This is a genomic window from Paenibacillus psychroresistens (assembly GCF_009728935.1).
Classification (GTDB): Bacteria; Bacillota; Bacilli; order Paenibacillales; family NBRC-103111; genus Paenibacillus_AC; species Paenibacillus_AC psychroresistens.
Map to the genome: position 1 here is coordinate 734,142 of NZ_CP034235.1, position 21,372 is coordinate 755,513.

Sequence of the window (21,372 nt, forward strand, 5' to 3'; positions counted from 1 at the left end):
TATGTGGGTATCTCTTAAGAATATATTTGAAACACCGGAGAGCAAGTGGATTTTGTTTGGTTTTGTCGGACAATTAATGTTTACAGGCAGGTTTATTATTCAGTGGATTGCTAGCGAAAAGGCTAAGAAAAGTGTAGTTACTCGTTCATTCTGGACATTCAGCATACTTGGCAGCAGTGTATTATCCGTTTATGCCATTTATCGCCAAGACCCCGTATTTATTGTCGGTCAAGTGCCTGGGATTCTGATTTATATTCGGAATCTGGTCATCATGAGAAATCAGGAACGTAAGATTAGATTGGAAGCAGTTAACGAAAATGAACAAAAATTGCAAATTTAAAACAACATATCGATTTATTTCGAGGCGGAAGGATTGACTACAGATGGCATTATTAAAACTCGGAAACCGGCGATTTATTATTTTTACTTTAATTTTAGCACTAAAAGGCTGTTTAGCATGGTTTGTAGTTTTTGAGGACGGACCTTCATGGGGGACAATCTTAACGGAAATCCCCTTTTTCTGGGTTATGTTTACACTGATTGAATGGTTTGCTAAGGAAAGGAAGTTGTTTTATTATTTAATCGTCAATCTACTGATAACTGTGCTCTATTTCGCGGTCCTTATGTACTACAAGTATTATGGGATTATTGCGACTTATCATGCGCTTAACCAAATGGATAAAGTCACGAAAGTCGGAGAGAGTACTTACTCCTTGCTTGATCCATACTATTTACTCATATTCATCGATATTATTGTATTTGCCGTTATCTTGCTGCGCAAGAGAATTAAATTAGGAGCTAATCCCTTTAAACTTATTCCTATGCGAAAGTCTGTACTGTCATTGGTATTCATTCTATCAATTACTTCATGCTTATTTAGTATATTGCCTAATAAGGCGAGTATGAATGAAAATAAAAAAGCCGAAGAGATGGGAATCTTAAATTATGAGCTTTATACGGTTTTAAGCGACAGCAATCAGGAGATAGAAACCGTTCCGATGGCCTCTATTAATCTATCAGCTATTAAAAAGCTAAAAGGAATTGAGACACCGCTTCAGCCTCAGTACTTTGGGAAGTTCAAGAATAAGAATCTAATTATTGTCCAGCTGGAATCCTTTCAGAATTTCCTGATTGATCTAAAAGTCGATGGCCAGGAAATAACGCCAAATATAAACAAGCTAGCTAAGGAAAACATAGACTTTGATAATTTCTATACAATGGTAGGACAAGGGACGACTTCCGATGCGGAGTATGTTGTTAATACCTCGCTTTATGTGCCAGAGCACGAGGCTGCTACGGATCATTTTGTGGATAAAGCGTTGCCGAGCTTGCCCAAGCTGCTGCTTGATAATGGCTTTACTACGGCAACCTTTCATACTAATAAAGTGGAATTTTGGAATCGGCAAGAATTGTATACATCCTTGGGGTGGGAGCATTATTACGATCAAAGCTTTTTCGGTGATGACGACCATATTGCATTCGGCGCTTCTGATGAAATTTTATATAGTAAGACGGTCAATCAGCTGGAGAAGATGGACCAAAGCGCTCAACCCTTTTATGCCCAAATGATCACAATGAGTGCACATCATCCTTACACTATTCCGGAATCGAAGATCAAGATGAAGCTGCCAGAACCATTCAAGGACAATTTGTTGGGAAATTATCTTCAAGCCCAGAATTATGCCGATTATGCATTGGGCCAATTCATTGCGAATTTAAAATCGCGTGGTTTATGGGATGACAGCATTATTTTATTTTATGGGGATCATCAAGGGCTGCCCTTACACTCGTTAAGCAAAGACGAACTGGAGCTTATGCATCAGCTGCTCGGCCGTGCATACACCAATTCGGATATGTTTAACATTCCGCTCATTATTCATACTCCAGATGTTGCTATGCACCAAGTGATTGAAAACACAGGCGGACAAATCGATATTCTACCAACAGTCGCAAATTTACTAGGTGTATCTTTGGAAAACCAAATCTACTTTGGGGAAGACTTGCTTAATCAGACAACTAATTTATTGCCAATGCGCCATTTTCTTCCCACCGGATCCTTTATAACAGATCTGAGCTTATTTCTGCCGGGTATTGCCTATGAGGACGGTGTCAATTATTCGCTAGCCCCTGTGGAAGGCTCCGCTTTCCCAGCAACGGAACAGCAGTATGAGAACGCGCTGGAACTCTTGAGGCTATCGGACAGCTACGTGACTCAATTACCCGATAAATAAATTCTCCCATATAAAAGCTATTGCCCAAGTGAAATTAATTCCTTGAGCAATAGCCTTTTTTTCGATTTGGGAGAATGCTTACAATCCGTACCATTGATCACCCCAATGCTGTACTTCATTCATAACGGGTTGTAGTGACCTGCCTTTTTTGGTTAGCTCATATTCAATCCTCACAGGAATATCAGGGAATACATGACGCTCGAGGATGCCTGCAGCCTCAAGCTCTTTGAAGCGTTCAGCCAAAATGCGATCACTCATACTCGGGATCATCATAGTAATATCTTTAAATCTTTTTGGGCCGGTAAGCAAAGTATTGATTATTAAGCCAGTCCACTTTTTACCTAATAACTCGAAAGCCATTTCAAACTTAGCGCACATTTGAAATTCTGACATTGTGTTCAACTCCTTCTGAGATTATTTTAACATATTAGCTTTACAAAAGTAAGTATATATATTAATATTCGTATATAAACTTTTATTATGCCCGAAAGGATGATTCATATATGCTTACAGATCAAGTGAAATTACTCCTAAAGAAGAAAATTCAAATTACCCAAGAGCCAGGTAAGCCTGCGCTAAGTATCGTTGGACCTATCAAGCTGCCTATCCAATTGGAACAGCAAGAGCTGCACTTTCAATGGTACACGTGGTTAACCTTAGAGAATATAACCTCCGATACCGGAGCTTTATTAGATATATTGCCTGAATTAGATCTTGCTTCGATGCAGCAGTCTTCCGTATTAGTTTATGGCGATTTCCAGAATTCAGATAAAGCCTTGATTCGGATGCATAGCATTTGCCACACTGGAGATATTTTTGGCAGCAAGCGATGTGATTGCGGTTTTCAATTGAAGGAATCCATGAGAATGATTGCAGAGCACGGGAGTGGAGCCATATTCTACCTAGCGAATCATGAGGGACGAGGAATCGGACTTTTTGCTAAATCATTGGCTTACTTGCTACAGGAGGAAGGGCTGGATACCGTAGAAGCAAATCATAGCTTAGGCTTTGAAGATGATACGCGCTCTTATGACGAAGCGATCCGTGTACTTCATGCTTTGCGTCAGAAACCAGTTACTTTAATCACAAACAATCCTAAGAAGATTAAAGCCATGCAAGATAAAGGTGTTTTAGTCGATTCCCATCTTCCACTATGGGGGGATGTTTCAAAGTTTAATCATAAATACCTAGCTACTAAAATCAATAAATCAGGTCATATTCCCGCTGCATCTAAAACCATGTATGTCCAAAGAAAAGTAGCGCAATAATAATCGGAGGTAATGAAAATGAATCAATCCGTAGCAAGCTCAGCCAGCTTTGAGACTGTAATTAAAGAAAGGCGTTCTGCGAATAATTTTGATGAAACGATAAAAATCACGCGTGCGGAATTAGAAGAAATCTTCACTCTAACCAAGCTTGCTCCATCCGCTTCAAATTTGCAGCATGCTCATTATGTTGTTGTAGATGAGCTTCCTTTGAAAGAAGAGTTGAAAGCAGCGGCATACAACCAACATAAAGTGGGAACCTCAGCGGCAGCCATTGTTGTGTTTGGTGATAAATTCGCTTATAAGAATGCGCCGCAGATCTATGAAGGCTTGCGCGATTTAGGTGTATTAAGTAAACAAGAATTTGATCAAACGATTGCTTCAATCAATAGCGGGTATGAGAACCAAGATGCTTTTCAGCGTGATGAAGCCATCCGTAATGCATCTTTATCCGCGATGTTATTCATGCTCGTAGCCAAGGATAAAGGTTGGGATACTTGCCCGATGATTGGATTTGATCCGGCGGCTGTTTCTAAGCTCTTGAATGCACCAGACCATTTAGTGCCTGTAATGATTATTACCATTGGGGTTGAAAAGACTTCGCACAAAAGGCCTCGCGGCTATAGAAAACCATTAGGCGAATTTGTCAGCTATGGTTCATTTCAGGCTTAATTGAATCACTTTTAGCAGCAAAGCGGGATCCTCTAGAGAGTGTAGAGGATCCCGTTTTGCTGTCTGCAATTAAAATAATATTGACACCTAGTTCATTTTAGATTATATTTTATTTATTGATCAATAAATAAAAAATGGGCTTTACAGATGAGGTGCTTCAAATGGTCGTACGCGTCGATAAAAAGGATTTAATTATCGATGGAGCTGTAGCTATTTTCGCAGAGAGTGGCTATTATAAGGCAACAACAGCGCAAATTGCCAAAGCAGCAGGTGTTACTCAGCCCTATGTGTTTCACTTTTTTGCAAATAAGGAAGCCTTGTACCAAGCGGTAATGGATCGAGCTTTTTCACGGATTTTTCAAGTCTTTGAAGAAATTGATGCTCCCCCTGATAAGCTTTATGAAACGATGGGACATAGCTTTATAGAGGTGATGAAGAGCCATCGGGATGAAATTCTCATGCTTATGCAATCACACACCATTGCCGAACCGAGCATTCGCGAGCATGTAAAAGCTAAATTTAAACTAGTATATGATACCGTATTAGCCCGATTTCAGAAAGCAGGTTTATCCGATCCCGGAATAAAAGCCAGTGAATTTATTGGCGATGGCATGATGCTTACATTGGCAGAGGTTTTGGGGCTGCCGGAATTATGTTGGTTCAATAAAAGTGGAAAGTGACAGCATAAAGTAAAGGCTGTCTCTCTTTTTACCTCAGTATTTATTGATTGATAAATAAAAAATAAAGGATGATGAAAATGAAAAATCAAGGAAAGATTCTAATTGTTACCTGTCTCGCGCTTTTTATGACTATGCTGGATACTCTTGTGCTTGGAGTAGCTTTACCCTCAATCCAAAATTCCTTTCACGCGGATATGACGGAGCTGGAGTGGTTTTTGAACGCTTATACACTAACCTTTGCCGTTTTCTTAATTCCGGCGAGTCTGCTCGGTGAACGTTTTGGTCGAAAGCGAATGTTTATTCTCGGTGTTTTACTGTTTACTATTGGATCGATACTCTCAGGTTTTAGTGACTCGGCTTTATCTCTTTCTATTGCTCGTGCGGTTCAAGGCTTTGGTGGAGCGTTCATTATGCCGATTAGCTTAACGCTAGTATACTCGGTTTTCTCTGTCGAGAAGCGGGCAGCTGCATTGGGAATTTGGTCGGGTGTCTCCGGTCTTGGATTGGCAATAGGACCCTTGGTTGGAGGCGCTGTAATTGAAGGCTTTCCTTGGCAGATGATCTTCTGGTTAAACATTCCTATCGGCATCTTGGTAGTAATATTCAGCAGTCTCTGGATTCCAGAATCACGCGGATCCTCTAAGCCATTTGATGTCCTAGGTGTTGGTTTACTTGGTATTGGATTGTTTGGAATCGTTTATGGTTTGGTTATGGGCAATACGGAGGGCTGGGGCTCAGCAAGCGTTATTACTTCTATTGCTGCAGGTCTTGTGCTGTTACTTATATTTGCAAGAAGATCCTTGAAGCAGGCTGAACCGATGATAAATCTGCGCTTTTTTAAGAATCGGAATTATCTTAGCTTCAATCTGGCAGGCTTTTGGATGAGTGCTGGTATTTTTGGCTCCATCTTTATTCTGACGCTATTTCTCCAGCAAGGGCAAGGATTCAGCCCATTGCAAGCAGGTGTTAGAGAAATGGCTTGGACCGGGATGACGATGATTATGGCACCGTTGGCAGGTCTATTCATTAATCGCTTAGGCTCGAAGAATATCTTAATCATGGGGTTGGTGCTGCAGTTATTCGCGATGTTATACTTCGCTATCATCACCTTAATTAATGGAGCCCATTATCCATTCACAACGTTGCTTCCAGGCTTAATGATGGCGGGTGCAGGTATGGGACTGAGCTTTACACCGCTTTCCCACGGAATCTTAACTTCTTTAGCTGAGAAAGATGCAGGTGAAGCGTCCGGCGTAAGTAATGCTTTCCGTGAGCTTGGCGGGGTATTCGGAGTAGCCATTGCAGGGTTAATCTTTCAGATGGGCTCGGCAGTTACCAGCCAAGAGCAATTTGCGGATCATTTGGTTCCAGCACTCTTTGTCTGTTCCGCTATGATCGCTGTAGGCTTAGCTTCGTCCTTGTTTACTCGAACCTATAAAATTGGAGCCAGCGAAGAGAAGGGTGAATATGACGAGAAGAAGGGAGTCTTAGCAAATTAACTGGGTAAGACTGACGATCCAATTCAATAATCAAGCCCTCACCGACAGGTGGGGGCTTGGTCTATATTTGCAGCGTTGGGGGAAGTATAATGAGAGCATGTAGAAAGTGAGTGATTTCCTATGTCCCCAAATAAACGGATAAGTGTGTTCCTAATAAGTATTTGTGTGATAACCAGTGGCTGCAGCTCGAAGAATAACCTTACTACTATCAGTCCTAGACCCAGTGCAACAGAAAGTTCAAGTCCGACTCAAATACCAAGCTCATCTCCAGCTCCAACTGCAAGCCCAACTCCAACACCAGATCCAATTCAAGAGCAAATCAAGCTAATGACTCTGGATGAAAAAATCGGACAAATGGTGATAGTCGGGGTGGAGGGGACGGCAGTAAGTGAGCAAACACGAGATTTAATTGATCATTATCATGTTGGCGGAATTATTCTATACAGCAATAATATTGTCAATAAAACTCAGACCACTGATTTCTTAAACGAGCTTAAGCAAGCTAATACCAACCTTAATAAAGTTCCACTTTGGCTAGGTGTCGATCAAGAAGGCGGCAGAGTAAGTAGAATGCCGAATGAATATACCAAGCTGCCGACCAATCGCGCCATTGGTAAAATTAACAAGCCTGAATTCTCTAATAAGCTAGGCAACATACTAGGTAAGGAGCTGCAGTCTGTAGGCTTTAATATGGATTATGCGCCTGTAATGGACATCAATAGCAATCCGAACAATCCAGTTATTGGCGACCGTTCTTTTGGCGCAGATGCAAATCTGGTTAGTAAATTAGGCGTGCAGACTATGCTGGGAATTCAAGCACAGAAGATTGCTGCAGTTGTTAAGCATTTTCCCGGACATGGCGATACCTCGGTTGATTCGCATTTGGATTTGCCCATTGTGCAAACAGATCTTAAGCGATTACGTTCATTTGAGTGGCTGCCTTTTGAAGCTGCAATTGATAATAATGTCGATGCTGTTATGGTAGCTCATATTCTTTTGCCCAAAATCGATCCTGATCATCCAGCTTCTTTTTCGAAGACAGTTATCACCGATTATTTAAGAAATGAGCTCAAGTTTAATGGAGTTGTGATGACGGACGACATGACCATGGGCGGCATAGTCAATCACTATGAATTGAAGGATGCGGCAGCCCAATCGATTAACGCTGGCTCAGATGTCATTATGGTCGCACATGAATATGAAAAAGCCAAGGAAGTGCTTAGCAACCTTAAGAGCAAGGTTGAGACAGGTGAGTTGCCAGAAGAAAGAATAAATCAAAGTGTATATCGTATACTGAAGCTAAAATTAAAATATGCCATCCAGGACCAAGCTCTCGAGAACACAGATATAACCCCGATTAATGATGAAATTAAGCGTGTGTTGAAACAATATATGAAGTAACAGCTACAAAAGCTTATGCAGCATCCACTCAAACCACTTCAACGGAAGCAGCGCTTTGCCCCAAATAGATAAACGTGCCCCTTTACCTAAAGGGTAGCGTAGCTTTGGGGAGGCTTTTGCTGTGATGCGCACGATAAGATCGGCGATTAACTGGGGATCAGGCGAGGTTTTAGCGGCTTTATGGGAATAGCGGAGAACAGCTTCAAGCTGAGTACGATATGCCGATTCAGGTGAGGTTTGCATATTGGCGAAGCCTTTGTCCCATATCTCGGTTTTGTAGGAGCCTGGCTCAACTATAACCACGTACACGCCAAAGGGCAGCATTTCATGACGCAGCGATTCGCTAAAGCCTTCTACAGCAAATTTTGAAGCCGAATAGGCAGCATAACCTGGAAAACCAAGCCTGCCACTTATGCTGCTTATATTAATGATTTTACCTTGTTTTTGTTGTCTCATTATAGGAAGGACAGCTTGGGTCAAAGTTATTAGGCCAAAAAAGTTCGTCTCAAACTGCTCCCGCCAAACCTCTAAGGGTATGTCCTCGACACAACCACCAACCGCGTAACCCGCATTATTTACTAATACATCTATGCGTTGATATTTGGCCAGAATGGTTTTGATCGTTTGATTAATCGATTTTTCATCCGTAACGTCAAGCTGCATACATTCTATATTTTGAATAATGTTTTCAGCGGTTGCCCGCTCTATTAGCCTATTTTGCTTGGACAAGTCACGCATAGTAGCAATGACATGGTATCCAGCTTTTCCGAGCGCAATAGCAGTTAACAGCCCGAAGCCGCTGGAAGTCCCCGTAATTAATACTATTGGCGGATTAGTAGGCAATGAAGCTGTTTGATTATTCAAATGATCTACCTCTTTCACGAGCTCTAAAAAGTTATAATAGTTAAATTTCGACTTGAGGATAATAATTCCTGCATAATTATGAGGAAGTGAATGTAGAGTAAATATGTCTTTTCGATGGCTATCATAAAAATTACTTGACTTCGACAATGAGAATCATTATCATTTAATTTGGACGTTAGAAAAAAGACCGAGGAGTGGATTCGTTTGATTCGATTGCAAACCGAAAAATTGGACATAGCCTACAATGAGCGTATTATTGTGGAACAGCTTCATTTGACCATACCGGAAGGCCGAATCACAGCTCTTGTTGGTGCAAACGGCTCTGGAAAATCAACAATTCTCAAAACCATGGCACGCCTACATAAGCCAAAAGGCGGCGAAGTGCTGTTAGATGGTAAATCAATTCATAAGCTTCCTACACGTGAGGTTGCCAAGAAGCTGGCTATTCTACCACAGCATCCAATAGCACCTGATGGACTTACAGTTGAAGAGCTCGTTTCTTATGGGCGCTTTCCTCATCGCTCTGGATTTGGTTCAATGAAATCGGATGAGAAGGAAATAGTCTTGTGGGCTTTAGAGGTTACGGGTCTTAGTGAGCTTGCAGAGAGATCTGTACAGGAATTATCGGGGGGACAACGTCAGCGTGCTTGGATTGCAATGGCGCTTGCACAGAATACGGATATTCTTTTTCTGGATGAACCGACGACATTTCTCGATATTGCCCATCAGCTGGAAGTGCTTAAGCTTCTAAGGAAATTGAATGTTGAGCAAGGACGTACCATTGTGATGGTTGTCCATGATTTGAACCAAGCAGCACGTTATGCGGATCATATCGTTGCAATTAAGAATGGTAAAATCGTCACACAAGGAACACCTGGAGAAGTCATGAAGAAAGAAATGCTGCGCGAAGTATTCGGCATAGAAGCAGATATTATTGCCGATCCACGAACAGGCTTGCCTCACTGCTTGCCATACGAAGGCACGAGTGAAAAATATGCGAAGGCAAATCTAGTTGCTGTAAGATAACTGGCAAACTTGTTTGTTTTTATGTGCAATAAAGATATTCAGAGTCTTAATTTAATGAAGAATAATAAAAATAATATAACAGGTAATCCTACGATAGCAGATAGTATTGTGATTGCAGTACGTACTTTTTTCTCATCTCTTAATATTAGCAATAAAAACTTATACCCTAGAATACCAACCCATCCACCCAAACAATTTAAAATTATGTCATCAATGTCTGATGTTCCGATGCCAAAAAGCCACTGAATGATTTCAACAAATAAACTCACTATAAATATAAACAACAGATTGGTTAGTACTCTTTTATCATTTTTGAATAATGGCAAATATATACCAAATGGAATAAAAATAGCTATATTGCCAACCACATTGCTAAAAGCGAATCTTTTTAAATTCACAGAGCTGCCAGATATATATTCGCTTATGCTATTAAAAGGAATGAGATTGATTGACCTTAATAAAGTTCTTTGACTATTAAACAGCTCCAAAAGCGAAACTCTTGATAAGAAAAATATAAAAATTAACAAAAATAGGTAACAAATGAAAATACCATATAAGAATACTGATTTAATTGGCTCTCGTTTATTCATAATACCTCCATGTTTCATTTCAGCCCTCTTAAGCAAACTCACCTAAGTATAGTACTTGTGGTTATATTCAATCAAGCCTTGAATTTTATAAGAATTGCTCCTTTAGGACTAATTCGAATAAATAGAAGACTATTTAAATTACTAAATATTAACAAAAATTAAGGCTAAAGTCTGATTCTATCCTTAGTCTTTTTGTTTAATATGAGATAATCACATTGTATCAGCAAGCAAATCCCATTGCTCGCTTGTCACGATAAAGGCATAACCGGTGAAAACCGGTGACGCAAAGCTACAGGGGCTACGGCGCGAAAAGTCTCCAAAGTTCATCCTCATTAGCGGATGGAACATTGGAGCCAGCGCTACTGCCAGCCAGCTGCCGAATGAACAAGGGGGCTTTTTTTGTTCCCATTTTTCGGGCAAATGTGGGATATTATCTAGGTAAATAGGAGGTGGAAGGAAAAGTAGCTGAATGGTAGTACATATTTTCTATAAGAAGGTTACAAATGATGTGCTTTTTATGTTTTTGTATTTGTAGCTTTAAAACCATACTTAGGAGGGAATTAATTTATGCAACGGATTTATACTAAAGGTTTAAGAAAATGGACTAGATTAGTTTCGATAACTATCATTTCATCACTTGTTCTTAGTGTTGTTAATTTGATACCAGGCACAAAGGCGAGCGCTGCCAGCTCTCATTTAATATCCTATGAGGGAGCAGCTTACGCTTCATCGATGGAGGGAGGATTAACGCCTGATAAAGCGGTGGACGGAGATTTGAACTCCCGCTGGGGCAGTGCCTTTAGTGCAGACCCGCAATGGATTTATGTAGATCTAGGTGCTGCAGCAACCATTGACCAGGTAATAATCCGTTGGGAGAATGCCTACTCCAAATCGTATAAGCTTCAAGTATCCGACGATGAGTCACAGTGGAAAGATATATATACAAATACAGCTGGCGACGGAGGAGTGGATACGATCGCTTTGACAGGATCAGGACGTTACGTTCGTATGCTGTCATTGCAACGCGCTGGAAATTATGGGGTCTCGCTTCATGAGTTCGAGGTATACGGAACGGGTGGAAGCAATCCCCAGCCAGTTGTTCTTGGTCCGGATGTTGCCCTTAATAAATCAGTTGTCGTTTCCACCTACCAAATAGCTGGTAAAGATAAACCCCTTTTGCTTCCGGAATATGCTGTAGATGGGGATAAGGACACGCGCTGGTCTTCCAAAGACACCAGTGATGAGTGGATTTATGTTGACTTAGGCAGCGATCATACCATAGGTCGTATCAGACTCTTTTGGGAAAACGCAGCTGGCAGAATCTACGACCTTCAGGTATCTGACGATGCTATCAACTGGAAAACAGCTTATAGAGAAATGAACGGAAGAGAAGGTTTAATGGACACTCCCCTATATGCCAGCGGGCGTTATGTGAGAGTGAAGGGGATCAGCAGGACGACAAGCTTCGGCTACTCTTTATTCAATTTCTCCGTTTACGATTACGTGCAAGGGGATGCTAAGCCGACCTATACCATTCCGACGCTGCCAACCGCTTCTACAGTTGCAGTCGGACAGGGAAGCTATTTAACAAGTGATATAACCATGCCGCAGCCTAGACCACCTATCAACAAAACGGACAATATCGCAGCACCAATTGCCTCTAACGATTGGTGGCAATCCGTCTTGATTAAGGATTTGTCAGACAGTCTGATCACACTTCCGCTTAAATCAAAATATACCAATCAAGGCTTGAGCATCTTGAATCCCGGCGCAGGTTGGGTGGACGCAAGCGGAAATTCGCAGTATGCAGGCGGAGACCCGGATTTTTACTTAATGTCAGGCAACATCAGTGCATCTCGCATTAAGAACAAAATTTCCGCGTACAGCGATTGGTCAGCTACCGTTGTATTAAGCGACAATGAGACCGAAAAAATGAAAACAACTTTTGTCAAAGGCTCGCCTTATCTATACTCAGCATTCAGCGATGCTACAACACCAGAGCTTTATTTCCCTGCTGCTACTCGCTTTTTCGATGATAACAACAATGCGATTCTGGCATCCGAGGGTTCATCTATAACGGTCGACCATATCGGGTTCACAGTAACGAATGTGGACGGAGCTCCGAAACCGCAAACGGTGACTCGGCACTACGGCGTATTCGCGCCTGAAGGCTCTACCTTTACGAAAGTCGGCGGCAAAATCAAAGTCCGTCTAGGCAGTGGACAAAATTACTTGTCACTGGCTACGATTCCCGCTGTCGGCGATTTGAACTACTTCTATAAACATGCCTATGCCTTCGTTACGAATACGACAGTCACGCCTGGTTTTAATGAGGGAACCTCTCAAGTGACGACCAAATTCGATGTTACGATCGATCAAAAGCGTGCAGATATGGCACCAACAACCTTGATGGCACTACTGCCTCATCAATGGAAAATCACGACTTCATCGCTAACAGCGCTATCTTATCCGTCCATTCGCGGTACTTTGAAGCTGCATGAAGGGAATTCTTTTAGCACAGAAGATAGGTTTTACGGAATCGTTCCCCAATTTACCGAACCGGGAGATCCAACTTATTCACGTGAAGCTTTACTAGAGCAATTGGACTTCCTGGATGAGTCTACTTCAAAAAATATCATGGCTGGAGATGCTTATTGGCAAGGAAAAGTGCTTCATCCGCTGGCAATGGGTGTATTGATCGCGGATCAAATCGGAGACAACAACTATAAAACTCTTTTCCTTAGCAGAATGAAAACTATATTAACCGACTGGTATACTTACACGAAGGGCGAACCGGAATATTTCTTCTATTACGATCCGACCTGGGGCACCATGTATTACAAATCAAGTGAATTCGGTGCCAATACAGGCCTGACGGACCACCATTTTACCTATGGCTATTATGCGTTTGCTTCCGCCGTCCTGGCGACTTATGACCAGGATTTCAAGGACAATTACGGCGACATGGTCGAGCACCTTATTCGGGATTATGGCAACCCGTCGAAAAACGATCCGCTCTATCCGTTCCTGCGCAACTTTGATCCGTATGAAGGCCATTCATGGGCTGGCGGATATGGAGACAATAATAGCGGGAATAACCAAGAAGCAGCTGGGGAGTCGCTGTTCGGCTGGGTCGGGGAATACATGTGGAGCCTGCTTTCCGGCAACACCGCAGACCGCGATATCTCCATTTATGGATTTACGACTGAGCTAAAAGCTGTAGAGCAATACTGGTTCAATTATGACAACGATAACTGGCTGCCAGGGTTTAAGCACAAATCGGTCGGACAAGTATACGGAAGCGCGTATAACTTCGGCACTTTCTTTAGCGGAGATCCTGTTCATGTGTATGGCATCCACTGGCTGCCAACCGGAGAATATTTAACAAGCTATGGCTTCGATCCGGCTAAAGCCGCCGCGTTGTATAACGGTATGGTTGCGGACAAAAAAGGCCCAGAGGACACATGGTATCATATCGTATGGCCGATTCAGTCGTTAAGCGATCCACAAGCGGTTCTGAATAAATGGACGCTTGAAGGTACGCAGAAGAATGAAATTTTCGACACTTATTGGTTCGTGCACAGCATGGCGACAATGGGCCAACGCTCGAAGGACATTTGGGCAAGCGGATGGTCAAGTGCCACCGTGTATAAGAAAGGTACGACCTATTCTTCTATGATCTGGAACCCGACAAATGCTCCTGTTACGGTTACTTTCCACAATGCAGCGGGAGTAACAGGTTCTGCAAAGGTCGGTGCCAAATCGCTTGTAAAAGTCGATCCGACGAAAGTCACTGATTTGGATAAAAATATCCCGCCACAATTAACGGTGGATTCTACGCAAAATACGATTGGTCAGCCGATCGAGCTTACTTTTGCGGATAACTTGGAGTGGAGAGACGCGATCCATGCAGTGAAAATAAACGGAACAACGTTGGCTGCAGCACAATATAGCGTAAAACCTGGAAAAATCACTTTGAACGCTTCTATATTCCCAGAGGAAGACAACTATGACATCGTGATTCAGGCAACAGATTATCCAGCTGTTAGCATTCAGCAAATTGTAATTACAAACTCGACCGTTAACCTTGCGCTGAATAAACCAGCCATCACTTCTGAAAAGCCTAATAAAGCTGGCTCCTTCGCGGTAGACGGTAAGCTGGATACGCGCTGGGAGTCCGAATTCAGCGATCCGCAGTTTATTACAGTCAATTTGAAATCGGAATACAAAATCAGCCATGTTCGTTTGAACTGGGAAAACGCCGCAGGCAAGAGCTATACCGTTGAGGTTTCCTTGGATGGACAATCATGGAAAACTGTCTATACCACAACGCGTGGACACGAAGGAATCAACGATATTACGTTCCCATCCGAGAACGCAAGATATGTCAAAGTGAACGGTACCACTCGGACATCGGCATACGGCTATTCCCTTTGGGAGTTCGAAGTATTCGGCAGCCCTTCGGGCAATCTGGACACACCGGACTTAACCGCAGATACGACGATGAACATGGTTGGCCAGCCGGTCGACATCACTTTTGCGGATGATGCAGCTTGGAGAAACGCGATTAATGCTGTGAAGGTGAATGGAACGGCATTAAACGCGGCACAATATAGCGTTACGCCTGGTAAAATCACTTTAATTGCCTCCGTATTCTCTGAGGACAACAGCTACAACATAACCATTGAGGCGATCGGTTATACGAATGCTGTTGTTCAGCAGAATATTATCACAAAATCAACAGTGAACCTTGCGTTGAACAAATCGACGCTTACTTCCGCGAATCCAAAACAAGCCGGCAATAAAGCGGTGGACGGCAAACTGGATACACGTTGGGAGTCCGACTTCAGCGATCCACAGTTTATTACAGTCGATTTGGGTTCGGAGAACTCAATAAGCCGCGTGCTTCTGAACTGGGAAAATGCCGCCGGCAAGAGCTATACGGTCCAGGTATCCTTGGACGGCACGGCTTGGAAAACCGTTTATACGACAACTTCAGGAAAACCAGGCATCAACGACATTACGTTCTCACCTGAGAGTGCAAGATACGTCAAGATGAATGGCGCGACACGGACAACGGCATACGGTTATTCGCTTTTGGAGTTTGAAGTATACGGCAAGCCTTCAGGCGTGCCAACTACACCAACACCTGTACCAACATCAACGCCAACACCTGTACCAACATCAACGCCAACACCTGTACCAACATCAACGCCAACACCTGTACCAACACCTGTACCAACATCAACGCCAACATCAACGCCAACATCTACACCAACACCTGTACCTAACCCTGCCTTAAATCTAGCATTGAATAAAGCGACAATCACCTCTGCGAATCCGCTTAGGCCCGGAAGCGACGCGGTAGACGGAAGGACAAATTCGCGTTGGGAGTCCGCATTTAGCGATCCGCAGTTTATAACAGTTGATTTGGGCGCGGAAACCACGGTAAGCCGTGTGCTTTTGAAATGGGAAAACGCCGCGGCAAAGAGCTATACAATTGAGGTTTCCACAGACGGTGTGTCTTGGAAGACGGTTTATTCTACAACGGAAGGCAAAGCTGGTATAGATGATCTAATTTTCTCGCCAGTGAGTGCAAGGTACGTTAAGATGAACGGAACGGTACGAACCACGCAATACGGCTATTCGCTTTGGGAGTTTGAAGTATATGGAAGCGGGCTTCGCTCGCAAGGTATTGCCCCGTTATTAACAGCGGATTCTACGCTGAATACAGTCGGTCAGCCAATCGATATTGGCTTTACAGACAACGAGGCATGGAGAGACTCTATCACCTTAGTTAAGGTGAACGGGACAGCAATCAGCGCCGCACAGATTTGTGTGACATCTGGTATTATCGCTCTAGAGGCCGTTGTATTTCCAGAGACCAAGAGCTACACCATAACGGTGCAGGCGCATGGATATCCGGATGCTGTCATTCAACAGAATTTGACCACAAACGTGGCTGATAACGCTGCAAGGAACCTTGCATTAAACAAAGCGACTATCACTTCCGCTAACCCACTTAAGGGAGGCAGCGAAGCGGTAGACGGAAGGTCAGTTACGCGTTGGGAGTCTGCATTTAGCGATATGCAGTTTATAACGGTTGATTTGGGCTCGGAGTTCAAGATAAACCATGTGCTTTTGAACTGGGAAAACGCCGCTGCAAAAAGCTACACGGTTGAGGTTTCCACAGACGGTATCTCTTGGAAGACAGTCTATTCTACAGCGACAGGCAAAGCGGGAATCAATGACATTACGTTCCCTTCAGTGAATGCAAGATATGTAAAGATGAACGGAACAGCTCGAACAACGCAATATGGCTATTCTTTGTGGGAGTTCGAGGTGTACGGCGGTACCCTCTAATCAGTCCGGCAATAAGACAACCGTATTTCGTTAAAAAAATAGTTTAATAGGTTGCCCATCCTTTCTACTCAGATCGGACGGGCAACTTTTTTGTGTTTCAAGACCTATACGATTTATACACAGAAATAATCTTGTTTGTGGGTATAATGTTGATAAGTTTGTGGATAAGTGGATAAAAAACCAATTTTGCAAAAGTTATTTACTTGGCAATTTAGACGGTTGTGCACTTACGCACAAAAAAATGTGAATAAGGTGGGGGTTTATCCACATTTTCTGTTTTTTATACACATTATTATATTTAGTATTAAAGCTCTATCAAGAAGAATTATTTTAATATTCGGTTTCATAAATATGGTATTATAGTCTTAATATTATATTATTAATAAGTTTAACATTGGTTCAACCTACTAGAATTGGAGAAAAAAATTAAATGAAAAAGCTAGGCAATGCAAATATATTTACTAATGCCATTCAGAAATTTGGCGCAGATCGCGAAGAATACACTAAAATATTCCTATTATTTGGTTATTTGTTCTGTATAGTATCCGCTTCTACGATTGGGCGGACAGCTGCCGATACACTCTTCCTTAGCCGGTTTGATTCATCCAAGCTTTCATTAATGTACTTGCCGCAGGCTGCTGCTTTGCTGCTCGCTGGTTTTATATTTCAAAAAGTGTGTACACGATTAAGGACGGATCAGCTGGTGCTTAGCGTCATAACTCTAGTATCTATGCTAACTTTAGGTTCGCGTTTACTAGTTGATTTTGGATTTCAATGGGTGTTTCCCGTTATTTATGTTGGGTATGATGTGTTTAATTTCTTGATGATCGTTTGTTTTTGGCAATTCGCCACAGCTATCATGGATCAACGCAAGGCGAAACGGATGATTGGACTAGTCGGCAGCGGCGGTATTGTCGGCGGTATTGTCAGCGGGTTTGGTTTAAAGCTGTTAGTAGGGCCGTTAGGTACAGAAAACTTGATTTTTATTTATGCAGGACTGCAATTTCTCTGCTTAATACTCGTCCGTTATCATTTACATAAGACCAAAGATCGCCAGCAGCTTTTCTCGATTTCTAAGGCACCGGTCAAGAAGCAAGCAAGTGCTTCCAGACCAAGGGCAGAGGGCAAGGAGGGGCTTTTCAAGAATGTCCCGCATCTTAAATATGTCGCTTTAATGGCAGGAACCTTGGTCATTTCACTTACTTTTATTGATTTTCAGTTTAAAGTAATATTACGGGAATCGTTGCAAAATGAGGCTTTGGCAGGATTTATGGGGAGCTTCTATGGGTTTGCGGGCTTGCTTGCTCTGTTCATCCAATTTTTTGTTTCGGGTCGGTTGATCACGCGTTTTGGAGTAATGACGGCTATTCTTGTGTTTCCAATCGTTTTATTCGCCGGCAGCTTCGCTGTTCTGCTCATGCCGGTTTTGGCTATGGCGGTTATGGTAAAGGGTAGCGATAAAGTAGTAGGGGATACGATTTATTCGTCGGTTAGCCAGCTAATTATGTTTCCGATTTCGCCTGAATGGCGAGGTCGAGCGAAGGGCTTTCTTGATGGAGTGGTGCGTAATGGAGCCAAAGGTGTAGCTGCAATCAGTCTGATTGTGCTGACCAAATTGCTGACGGTTCACCAATTCAGTTATTTGATCCTCGCGCTCATTGCATGCTGCATATTTGCAGCGATCCGGATAAAAGCCGCCTATTTAAAAATGCTGCTTGCTACCTTGCAAACACGAGAAATCGACTTGTTGGATACGGAGCAACTGGACTTAATGGATCCTGCCAGTATTCAGCTATTGATTAATGCACTGCGCAGCGAGGAAAAGCAGCAGGCGATTTATGCTTTTCGTATGCTGCGAGGCTTAGAGCAATTTGATTTGAATCCCTATGTTGCGGAGCTGCTCCGTCATCCTGTAGTGGAGGTACGTACGGAAACGCTGAAATACATACAGCAAACGATCCCGCCGGAAGGCGAGCATGAGCTCGAGCCCTTGCTGCAATCCCCGATAGTGAAAGTGAAATCCAATGCGATTATGGCTTTATCTGCCTATGCCAAAGATGACCAAGTTGAACGAATTAGCGGATTTTTGGAAGAAGCGGATGTGAGGATAAAGGCAGCAGCTATTGCCGGCTTGATTAAATATTATGGGATTGAAGGCATGTTCCAAGCAGTCGGGACACTCAAAAGCTTAATTGAAAGCGGACGTGAGGAAGAAAGAACAGCAATGGCATCCTTATTTGGTAAAATAGGTATTGCCAGCTTCTATAAGCCGCTGATCCAGCTGCTTCAAGATAATTCTGCACATGTACAGGTCTATGCTTTGAAATCAGCTGCTGTGCTGCGTGTTCCCGAGCTTGCGCCGTTTATTATTCCTTTAATGCAGAAGGCTGGAACGCGTCAAAAAGCCATAGAAGCACTATCTGCCTATGATGAGGCTATTATTCTGCCTTTGCTGGAGCCTTATTTAATTGGCGAGAAAACCATTCTGCATTTGCCTAAGGTATTCGAGCGGGTGGGTACACAACGAGCATTTGATTTGCTGCTCCATGCTTACGAACAAGTATCCGATGAGCTTCGTGAGAAAATATTGGAGTCTTTGGTTCGCTTGCATCCAAGCTTAGGTAGAACAGATAATAGACGGATAGAAAACTATATTATGCAAGAGACATCGCTATATTGGAAATTTACGGATCATGGCAAAGATTTAGGTGAAGAAGATGAATTCGCCGAGGTTTTTGAAGCGGTAAAACAAATCAAAGCTCACATCCTTATCCGGGTTTTCCAGCTGTTGTCGCTCATTTATGACCCTAAGACGGTTCATGCTATTCAAGCCAATTGGATGGGGGGCGATGTCAGGCAGCAAGCCAATTCAGCCGAGGTGGTTGACCAGCTTATGCAGGGTGGACTGCGCACTGAAATGACTAAAATCATGCTAGCCTCACCGATAAAAAGAACCCATACGGATCTAAGCAGTTTAGGGCCATCCTTAAGCTGGTTATTTACACAGAAGGACGCTTGGCTGAATCAAGTGATTCAATTTGCTGCTTATCAATCTCTGAATAAACCGCAATATAAGGAGATCCTTAATTTATTCGATGTTGCAGCAACTAAAGAAGATCAAGAGGAGAGAGTCACTCAGCTTGATCGCGTCAAGCTCTTGAAGAATGTGACTTTATTTCGCGGGCTGTCAGGTAAAGATTTATCGAAAATTTCCGAGCATTTATTAGAAGTTTCAGTTAAGAAGGGTGAAGCGGTAATCCGTGAGTTTGAAGATGGGGATTCCTTATATCTCATGCATAAAGGAAATGCGGCGGTATTTAGGAATAATATAGAAGTAGGGAAATTAGTCGCTGGGGATTGCTTTGGCGAAATGGGCATGTTAATTCAAAGCAAACGGACTGCTACGGTTATAGCAGAAGAAGATATGCATCTGTTCCGGCTTGATTCTGTAGCTCTATATGAGATGATTTTTGATCAGACGGCTATCGCCTTGGAATTGATGAGGTTATTGTCTCGTCGACTTCGTTCTGCCCTGGCACTTGTAGGTTCAACGAAAACAAATGAGCCAGAGAAAATTACCCCGCCTGTTAATGAGACCAACAACGCAGCTATTACCCAAATCAATAATGGAATTATTCTGCAGAGAATGCTTGTTTTACAGAAAATCAGCCTGTTTGCACATTTTGCTCAGGAGGATTTTATTAGACTTGCTCATATGGTGGAAGAGGTCATATACGAACCAGGTGAAAGCATCTGTAAATCTGGCGAAGCAGGCGACACGATGTACGGAATTATTGAAGGCACTGTGCAGGTGCATAGAGGCGAGGAAAAATTAGCTAAGCTTAGTGTTGGACAATGTTTTGGAGAGATGGCGATTATCGATGGCGATCCTCGTTCAGCGGATTGTACGGCTATAGAACGAACGATATTATTGCAGCTGACCAAAGACCAGGTATTTAGTTTCTGCTTCCAGCAAATGAATGTCTTGAAAAGCATGATGCGTGTATTGGCGGAGCGATTGAAGGATATGCAGGATAGAGTGTAAAAAATTATGAAATAACAAGAGCTTAAATGACAGAAAGAGACCCAAAGCCGAATGATTCTGCTTTGGGTCTTAAATATTTATATTAATAAGGGGGGTAAGTCTTATTATAGGCTTGCTTTATTAGAATTAGATGAAGACAAGATTACGTTTATGTTACAAATGTTCAGAACCAGCTTTTAACGGGTTATTCGGAGTGCATCCAGACCGTTTCTTCCCCTGTATTTGGGCAAACTGGAAAATGATCACCTTTATTTAAATCCAGATGTTGTCCATCTGTACAATAGTAATGGCTGGTTTCCAAAACAGCTTCACCTGTTTTATGCTGATGATTGGCATGCCGCCAAACGGTAGAGCTACCGTTTACAGGGCAGACGGGAAAAGTTGCGCCTTTAGCGAAGTCTTGTTTTTTACCTGCTTCACAGAAATAAGCTCCTGCTTCAACTACAGCTTCCCCCGTTTGGTGAACGTTGTTTAGCGTATCTGCTCGAACAGGATCCTTTGTAAGATAAGCGGGATCAACAGCATCCTTTTTTTTATTATGATCAGCATTCGTCGTATTCACTGGGTTCATATCTTTCATTATTATCATTCCTCTCAATAGGTGTTATAAAGATAATTTACCCATTTTTAGTGAAATGAATCTATATGCTCGAAGTTATTTAATAGAATGATTATTTTACATTGAGGACGGTCAGTGGTAATTTATAATACAAGGACGGCTCAGCCGGTTACCTTG

At 42.6% G+C, this 21,372-nt stretch carries 13 protein-coding genes, 2 pseudogenes and 1 riboswitch; of the genes and pseudogenes, 11 read left to right on the top strand and 4 right to left on the bottom strand.

All coding sequences use genetic code 11. The features are described from left to right. Nucleotide 1: 1 nt before the first annotated feature. Together EHS13_RS03570 and EHS13_RS03575 are read left to right on the top strand one after the other, a co-directional pair. Nucleotides 2–340, top strand: a complete 339-nt coding sequence (locus tag EHS13_RS03570) for a lipid-A-disaccharide synthase N-terminal domain-containing protein (protein WP_155699046.1) — start codon at nucleotides 2–4, stop codon at nucleotides 338–340. 43 nt (nucleotides 341–383) lie between these two features. After that, entirely contained in the window at nucleotides 384–2,231 is a 1,848-nt protein-coding gene (locus EHS13_RS03575; RefSeq protein WP_155699047.1) for an LTA synthase family protein, read from the top strand. 78 nt (nucleotides 2,232–2,309) lie between these two features. Here EHS13_RS03575 and EHS13_RS03580 read toward each other — a convergent pair whose 3' ends face one another. After that, the gene (locus EHS13_RS03580; protein WP_155699048.1) at nucleotides 2,310–2,624 is read right to left on the bottom strand and encodes a winged helix-turn-helix transcriptional regulator; all 315 of its coding nucleotides are present in this window, start codon (nucleotides 2,622–2,624) and stop codon (nucleotides 2,310–2,312) included. A gap of 110 nt (nucleotides 2,625–2,734) precedes the next feature. Here EHS13_RS03580 and EHS13_RS03585 point away from each other — a divergent pair, with 110 nt between their 5' ends. The 5 genes from EHS13_RS03585 to nagZ all read left to right on the top strand — a co-directional run bounded on the left by EHS13_RS03585 (nucleotide 2,735) and on the right by nagZ (nucleotide 7,748). After that, nucleotides 2,735–3,499 (top strand): GTP cyclohydrolase II, encoded by a 765-nt coding sequence (locus tag EHS13_RS03585; protein ID WP_155699049.1) that lies wholly within the window; start codon nucleotides 2,735–2,737, stop codon nucleotides 3,497–3,499. Nucleotides 3,500–3,517: 18 nt separating this feature from the next. Then, nucleotides 3,518–4,168 carry a nitroreductase family protein gene (locus EHS13_RS03590; RefSeq protein WP_155699050.1) on the top strand — a complete coding sequence of 217 codons (651 nt, stop codon included), beginning with the start codon at nucleotides 3,518–3,520 and terminating at the stop codon, nucleotides 4,166–4,168. A 161-nt stretch (nucleotides 4,169–4,329) separates the two neighbouring features. Then, the gene (locus tag EHS13_RS03595; protein WP_155705209.1) at nucleotides 4,330–4,848 is read left to right on the top strand and encodes a TetR/AcrR family transcriptional regulator; all 519 of its coding nucleotides are present in this window, start codon (nucleotides 4,330–4,332) and stop codon (nucleotides 4,846–4,848) included. A 77-nt stretch (nucleotides 4,849–4,925) separates the two neighbouring features. Beyond that, nucleotides 4,926–6,347: an MFS transporter gene (locus EHS13_RS03600; protein WP_162462938.1), complete on the top strand. Its 1,422-nt coding sequence runs from the start codon at nucleotides 4,926–4,928 to the stop codon at nucleotides 6,345–6,347. Nucleotides 6,348–6,467: 120 nt separating this feature from the next. Beyond that, nucleotides 6,468–7,748, top strand: coding sequence for a beta-N-acetylhexosaminidase (gene nagZ / locus EHS13_RS03605; RefSeq protein ID WP_155699052.1), 1,281 nt, complete (start codon nucleotides 6,468–6,470; stop codon nucleotides 7,746–7,748). A 3-nt stretch (nucleotides 7,749–7,751) separates the two neighbouring features. Here nagZ and EHS13_RS03610 read toward each other — a convergent pair whose 3' ends face one another. Beyond that, nucleotides 7,752–8,612: an SDR family oxidoreductase gene (locus tag EHS13_RS03610; RefSeq protein WP_227013776.1), complete on the bottom strand. Its 861-nt coding sequence runs from the start codon at nucleotides 8,610–8,612 to the stop codon at nucleotides 7,752–7,754. Between the two features lie 204 nt (nucleotides 8,613–8,816). Here EHS13_RS03610 and EHS13_RS03615 point away from each other — a divergent pair, with 204 nt between their 5' ends. Further along, nucleotides 8,817–9,638, top strand: coding sequence for an ABC transporter ATP-binding protein (locus EHS13_RS03615; protein WP_155699053.1), 822 nt, complete (start codon nucleotides 8,817–8,819; stop codon nucleotides 9,636–9,638). Nucleotides 9,639–9,676: 38 nt separating this feature from the next. Here the strand turns inward: EHS13_RS03615 and EHS13_RS03620 are convergent, their stop codons facing one another. Continuing rightward, entirely contained in the window at nucleotides 9,677–10,246 is a 570-nt protein-coding gene (locus tag EHS13_RS03620; RefSeq protein WP_227013777.1) for a VanZ family protein, read from the bottom strand. A 230-nt stretch (nucleotides 10,247–10,476) separates the two neighbouring features. Further along, nucleotides 10,477–10,534, top strand: a riboswitch (cyclic di-GMP riboswitch). 426 nt (nucleotides 10,535–10,960) lie between these two features. On the opposite strand from EHS13_RS03620, the pseudogene EHS13_RS03625 reads away from it, so the two are divergent. From EHS13_RS03625 to EHS13_RS03630, 3 genes and pseudogenes are all read left to right on the top strand, one after another. After that, a pseudogene (locus tag EHS13_RS03625) lies at nucleotides 10,961–15,313 on the top strand (galactose-binding domain-containing protein); the annotation flags it as partial. A gap of 312 nt (nucleotides 15,314–15,625) precedes the next feature. Next, nucleotides 15,626–16,591, top strand: a pseudogene (locus EHS13_RS37460) (galactose-binding domain-containing protein); the annotation flags it as partial. A gap of 430 nt (nucleotides 16,592–17,021) precedes the next feature. Next, complete coding sequence (locus tag EHS13_RS03630) at nucleotides 17,022–20,636, top strand: Npt1/Npt2 family nucleotide transporter (protein WP_155699055.1); 3,615 nt, start codon at nucleotides 17,022–17,024, stop codon at nucleotides 20,634–20,636. A gap of 184 nt (nucleotides 20,637–20,820) precedes the next feature. Here EHS13_RS03630 and EHS13_RS03635 read toward each other — a convergent pair whose 3' ends face one another. Then, nucleotides 20,821–21,216 carry a hypothetical protein gene (locus EHS13_RS03635; RefSeq protein ID WP_155699056.1) on the bottom strand — a complete coding sequence of 132 codons (396 nt, stop codon included), beginning with the start codon at nucleotides 21,214–21,216 and terminating at the stop codon, nucleotides 20,821–20,823. Between the last annotated feature and the right edge of the window lie 156 nt (nucleotides 21,217–21,372).

Excerpts from the sequence above, each read along its gene's own strand:
- EHS13_RS03595 (WP_155705209.1), top strand. The coding sequence starts at position 4,330 with ATGGTCGTACGCGTCGATAAAAAGGATTTAATTATCGATGGAGCTGTA.
- EHS13_RS03590 (WP_155699050.1), top strand. The coding sequence starts at position 3,518 with ATGAATCAATCCGTAGCAAGCTCAGCCAGCTTTGAGACTGTAATTAAA.
- EHS13_RS03580 (WP_155699048.1), bottom strand. The coding sequence starts at position 2,624 with ATGTCAGAATTTCAAATGTGCGCTAAGTTTGAAATGGCTTTCGAGTTA.
- EHS13_RS03620 (WP_227013777.1), bottom strand. The coding sequence starts at position 10,246 with ATGAAACATGGAGGTATTATGAATAAACGAGAGCCAATTAAATCAGTA.
- EHS13_RS03585 (WP_155699049.1), top strand. The coding sequence starts at position 2,735 with ATGCTTACAGATCAAGTGAAATTACTCCTAAAGAAGAAAATTCAAATT.
- EHS13_RS03575 (WP_155699047.1), top strand. The coding sequence starts at position 384 with ATGGCATTATTAAAACTCGGAAACCGGCGATTTATTATTTTTACTTTA.
- EHS13_RS03635 (WP_155699056.1), bottom strand. The coding sequence starts at position 21,216 with ATGAAAGATATGAACCCAGTGAATACGACGAATGCTGATCATAATAAA.
- EHS13_RS03600 (WP_162462938.1), top strand. The coding sequence starts at position 4,926 with ATGAAAAATCAAGGAAAGATTCTAATTGTTACCTGTCTCGCGCTTTTT.
- nagZ (WP_155699052.1), top strand. The coding sequence starts at position 6,468 with ATGTCCCCAAATAAACGGATAAGTGTGTTCCTAATAAGTATTTGTGTG.
- EHS13_RS03570 (WP_155699046.1), top strand. The coding sequence starts at position 2 with ATGTGGGTATCTCTTAAGAATATATTTGAAACACCGGAGAGCAAGTGG.
- EHS13_RS03630 (WP_155699055.1), top strand. The coding sequence starts at position 17,022 with ATGAAAAAGCTAGGCAATGCAAATATATTTACTAATGCCATTCAGAAA.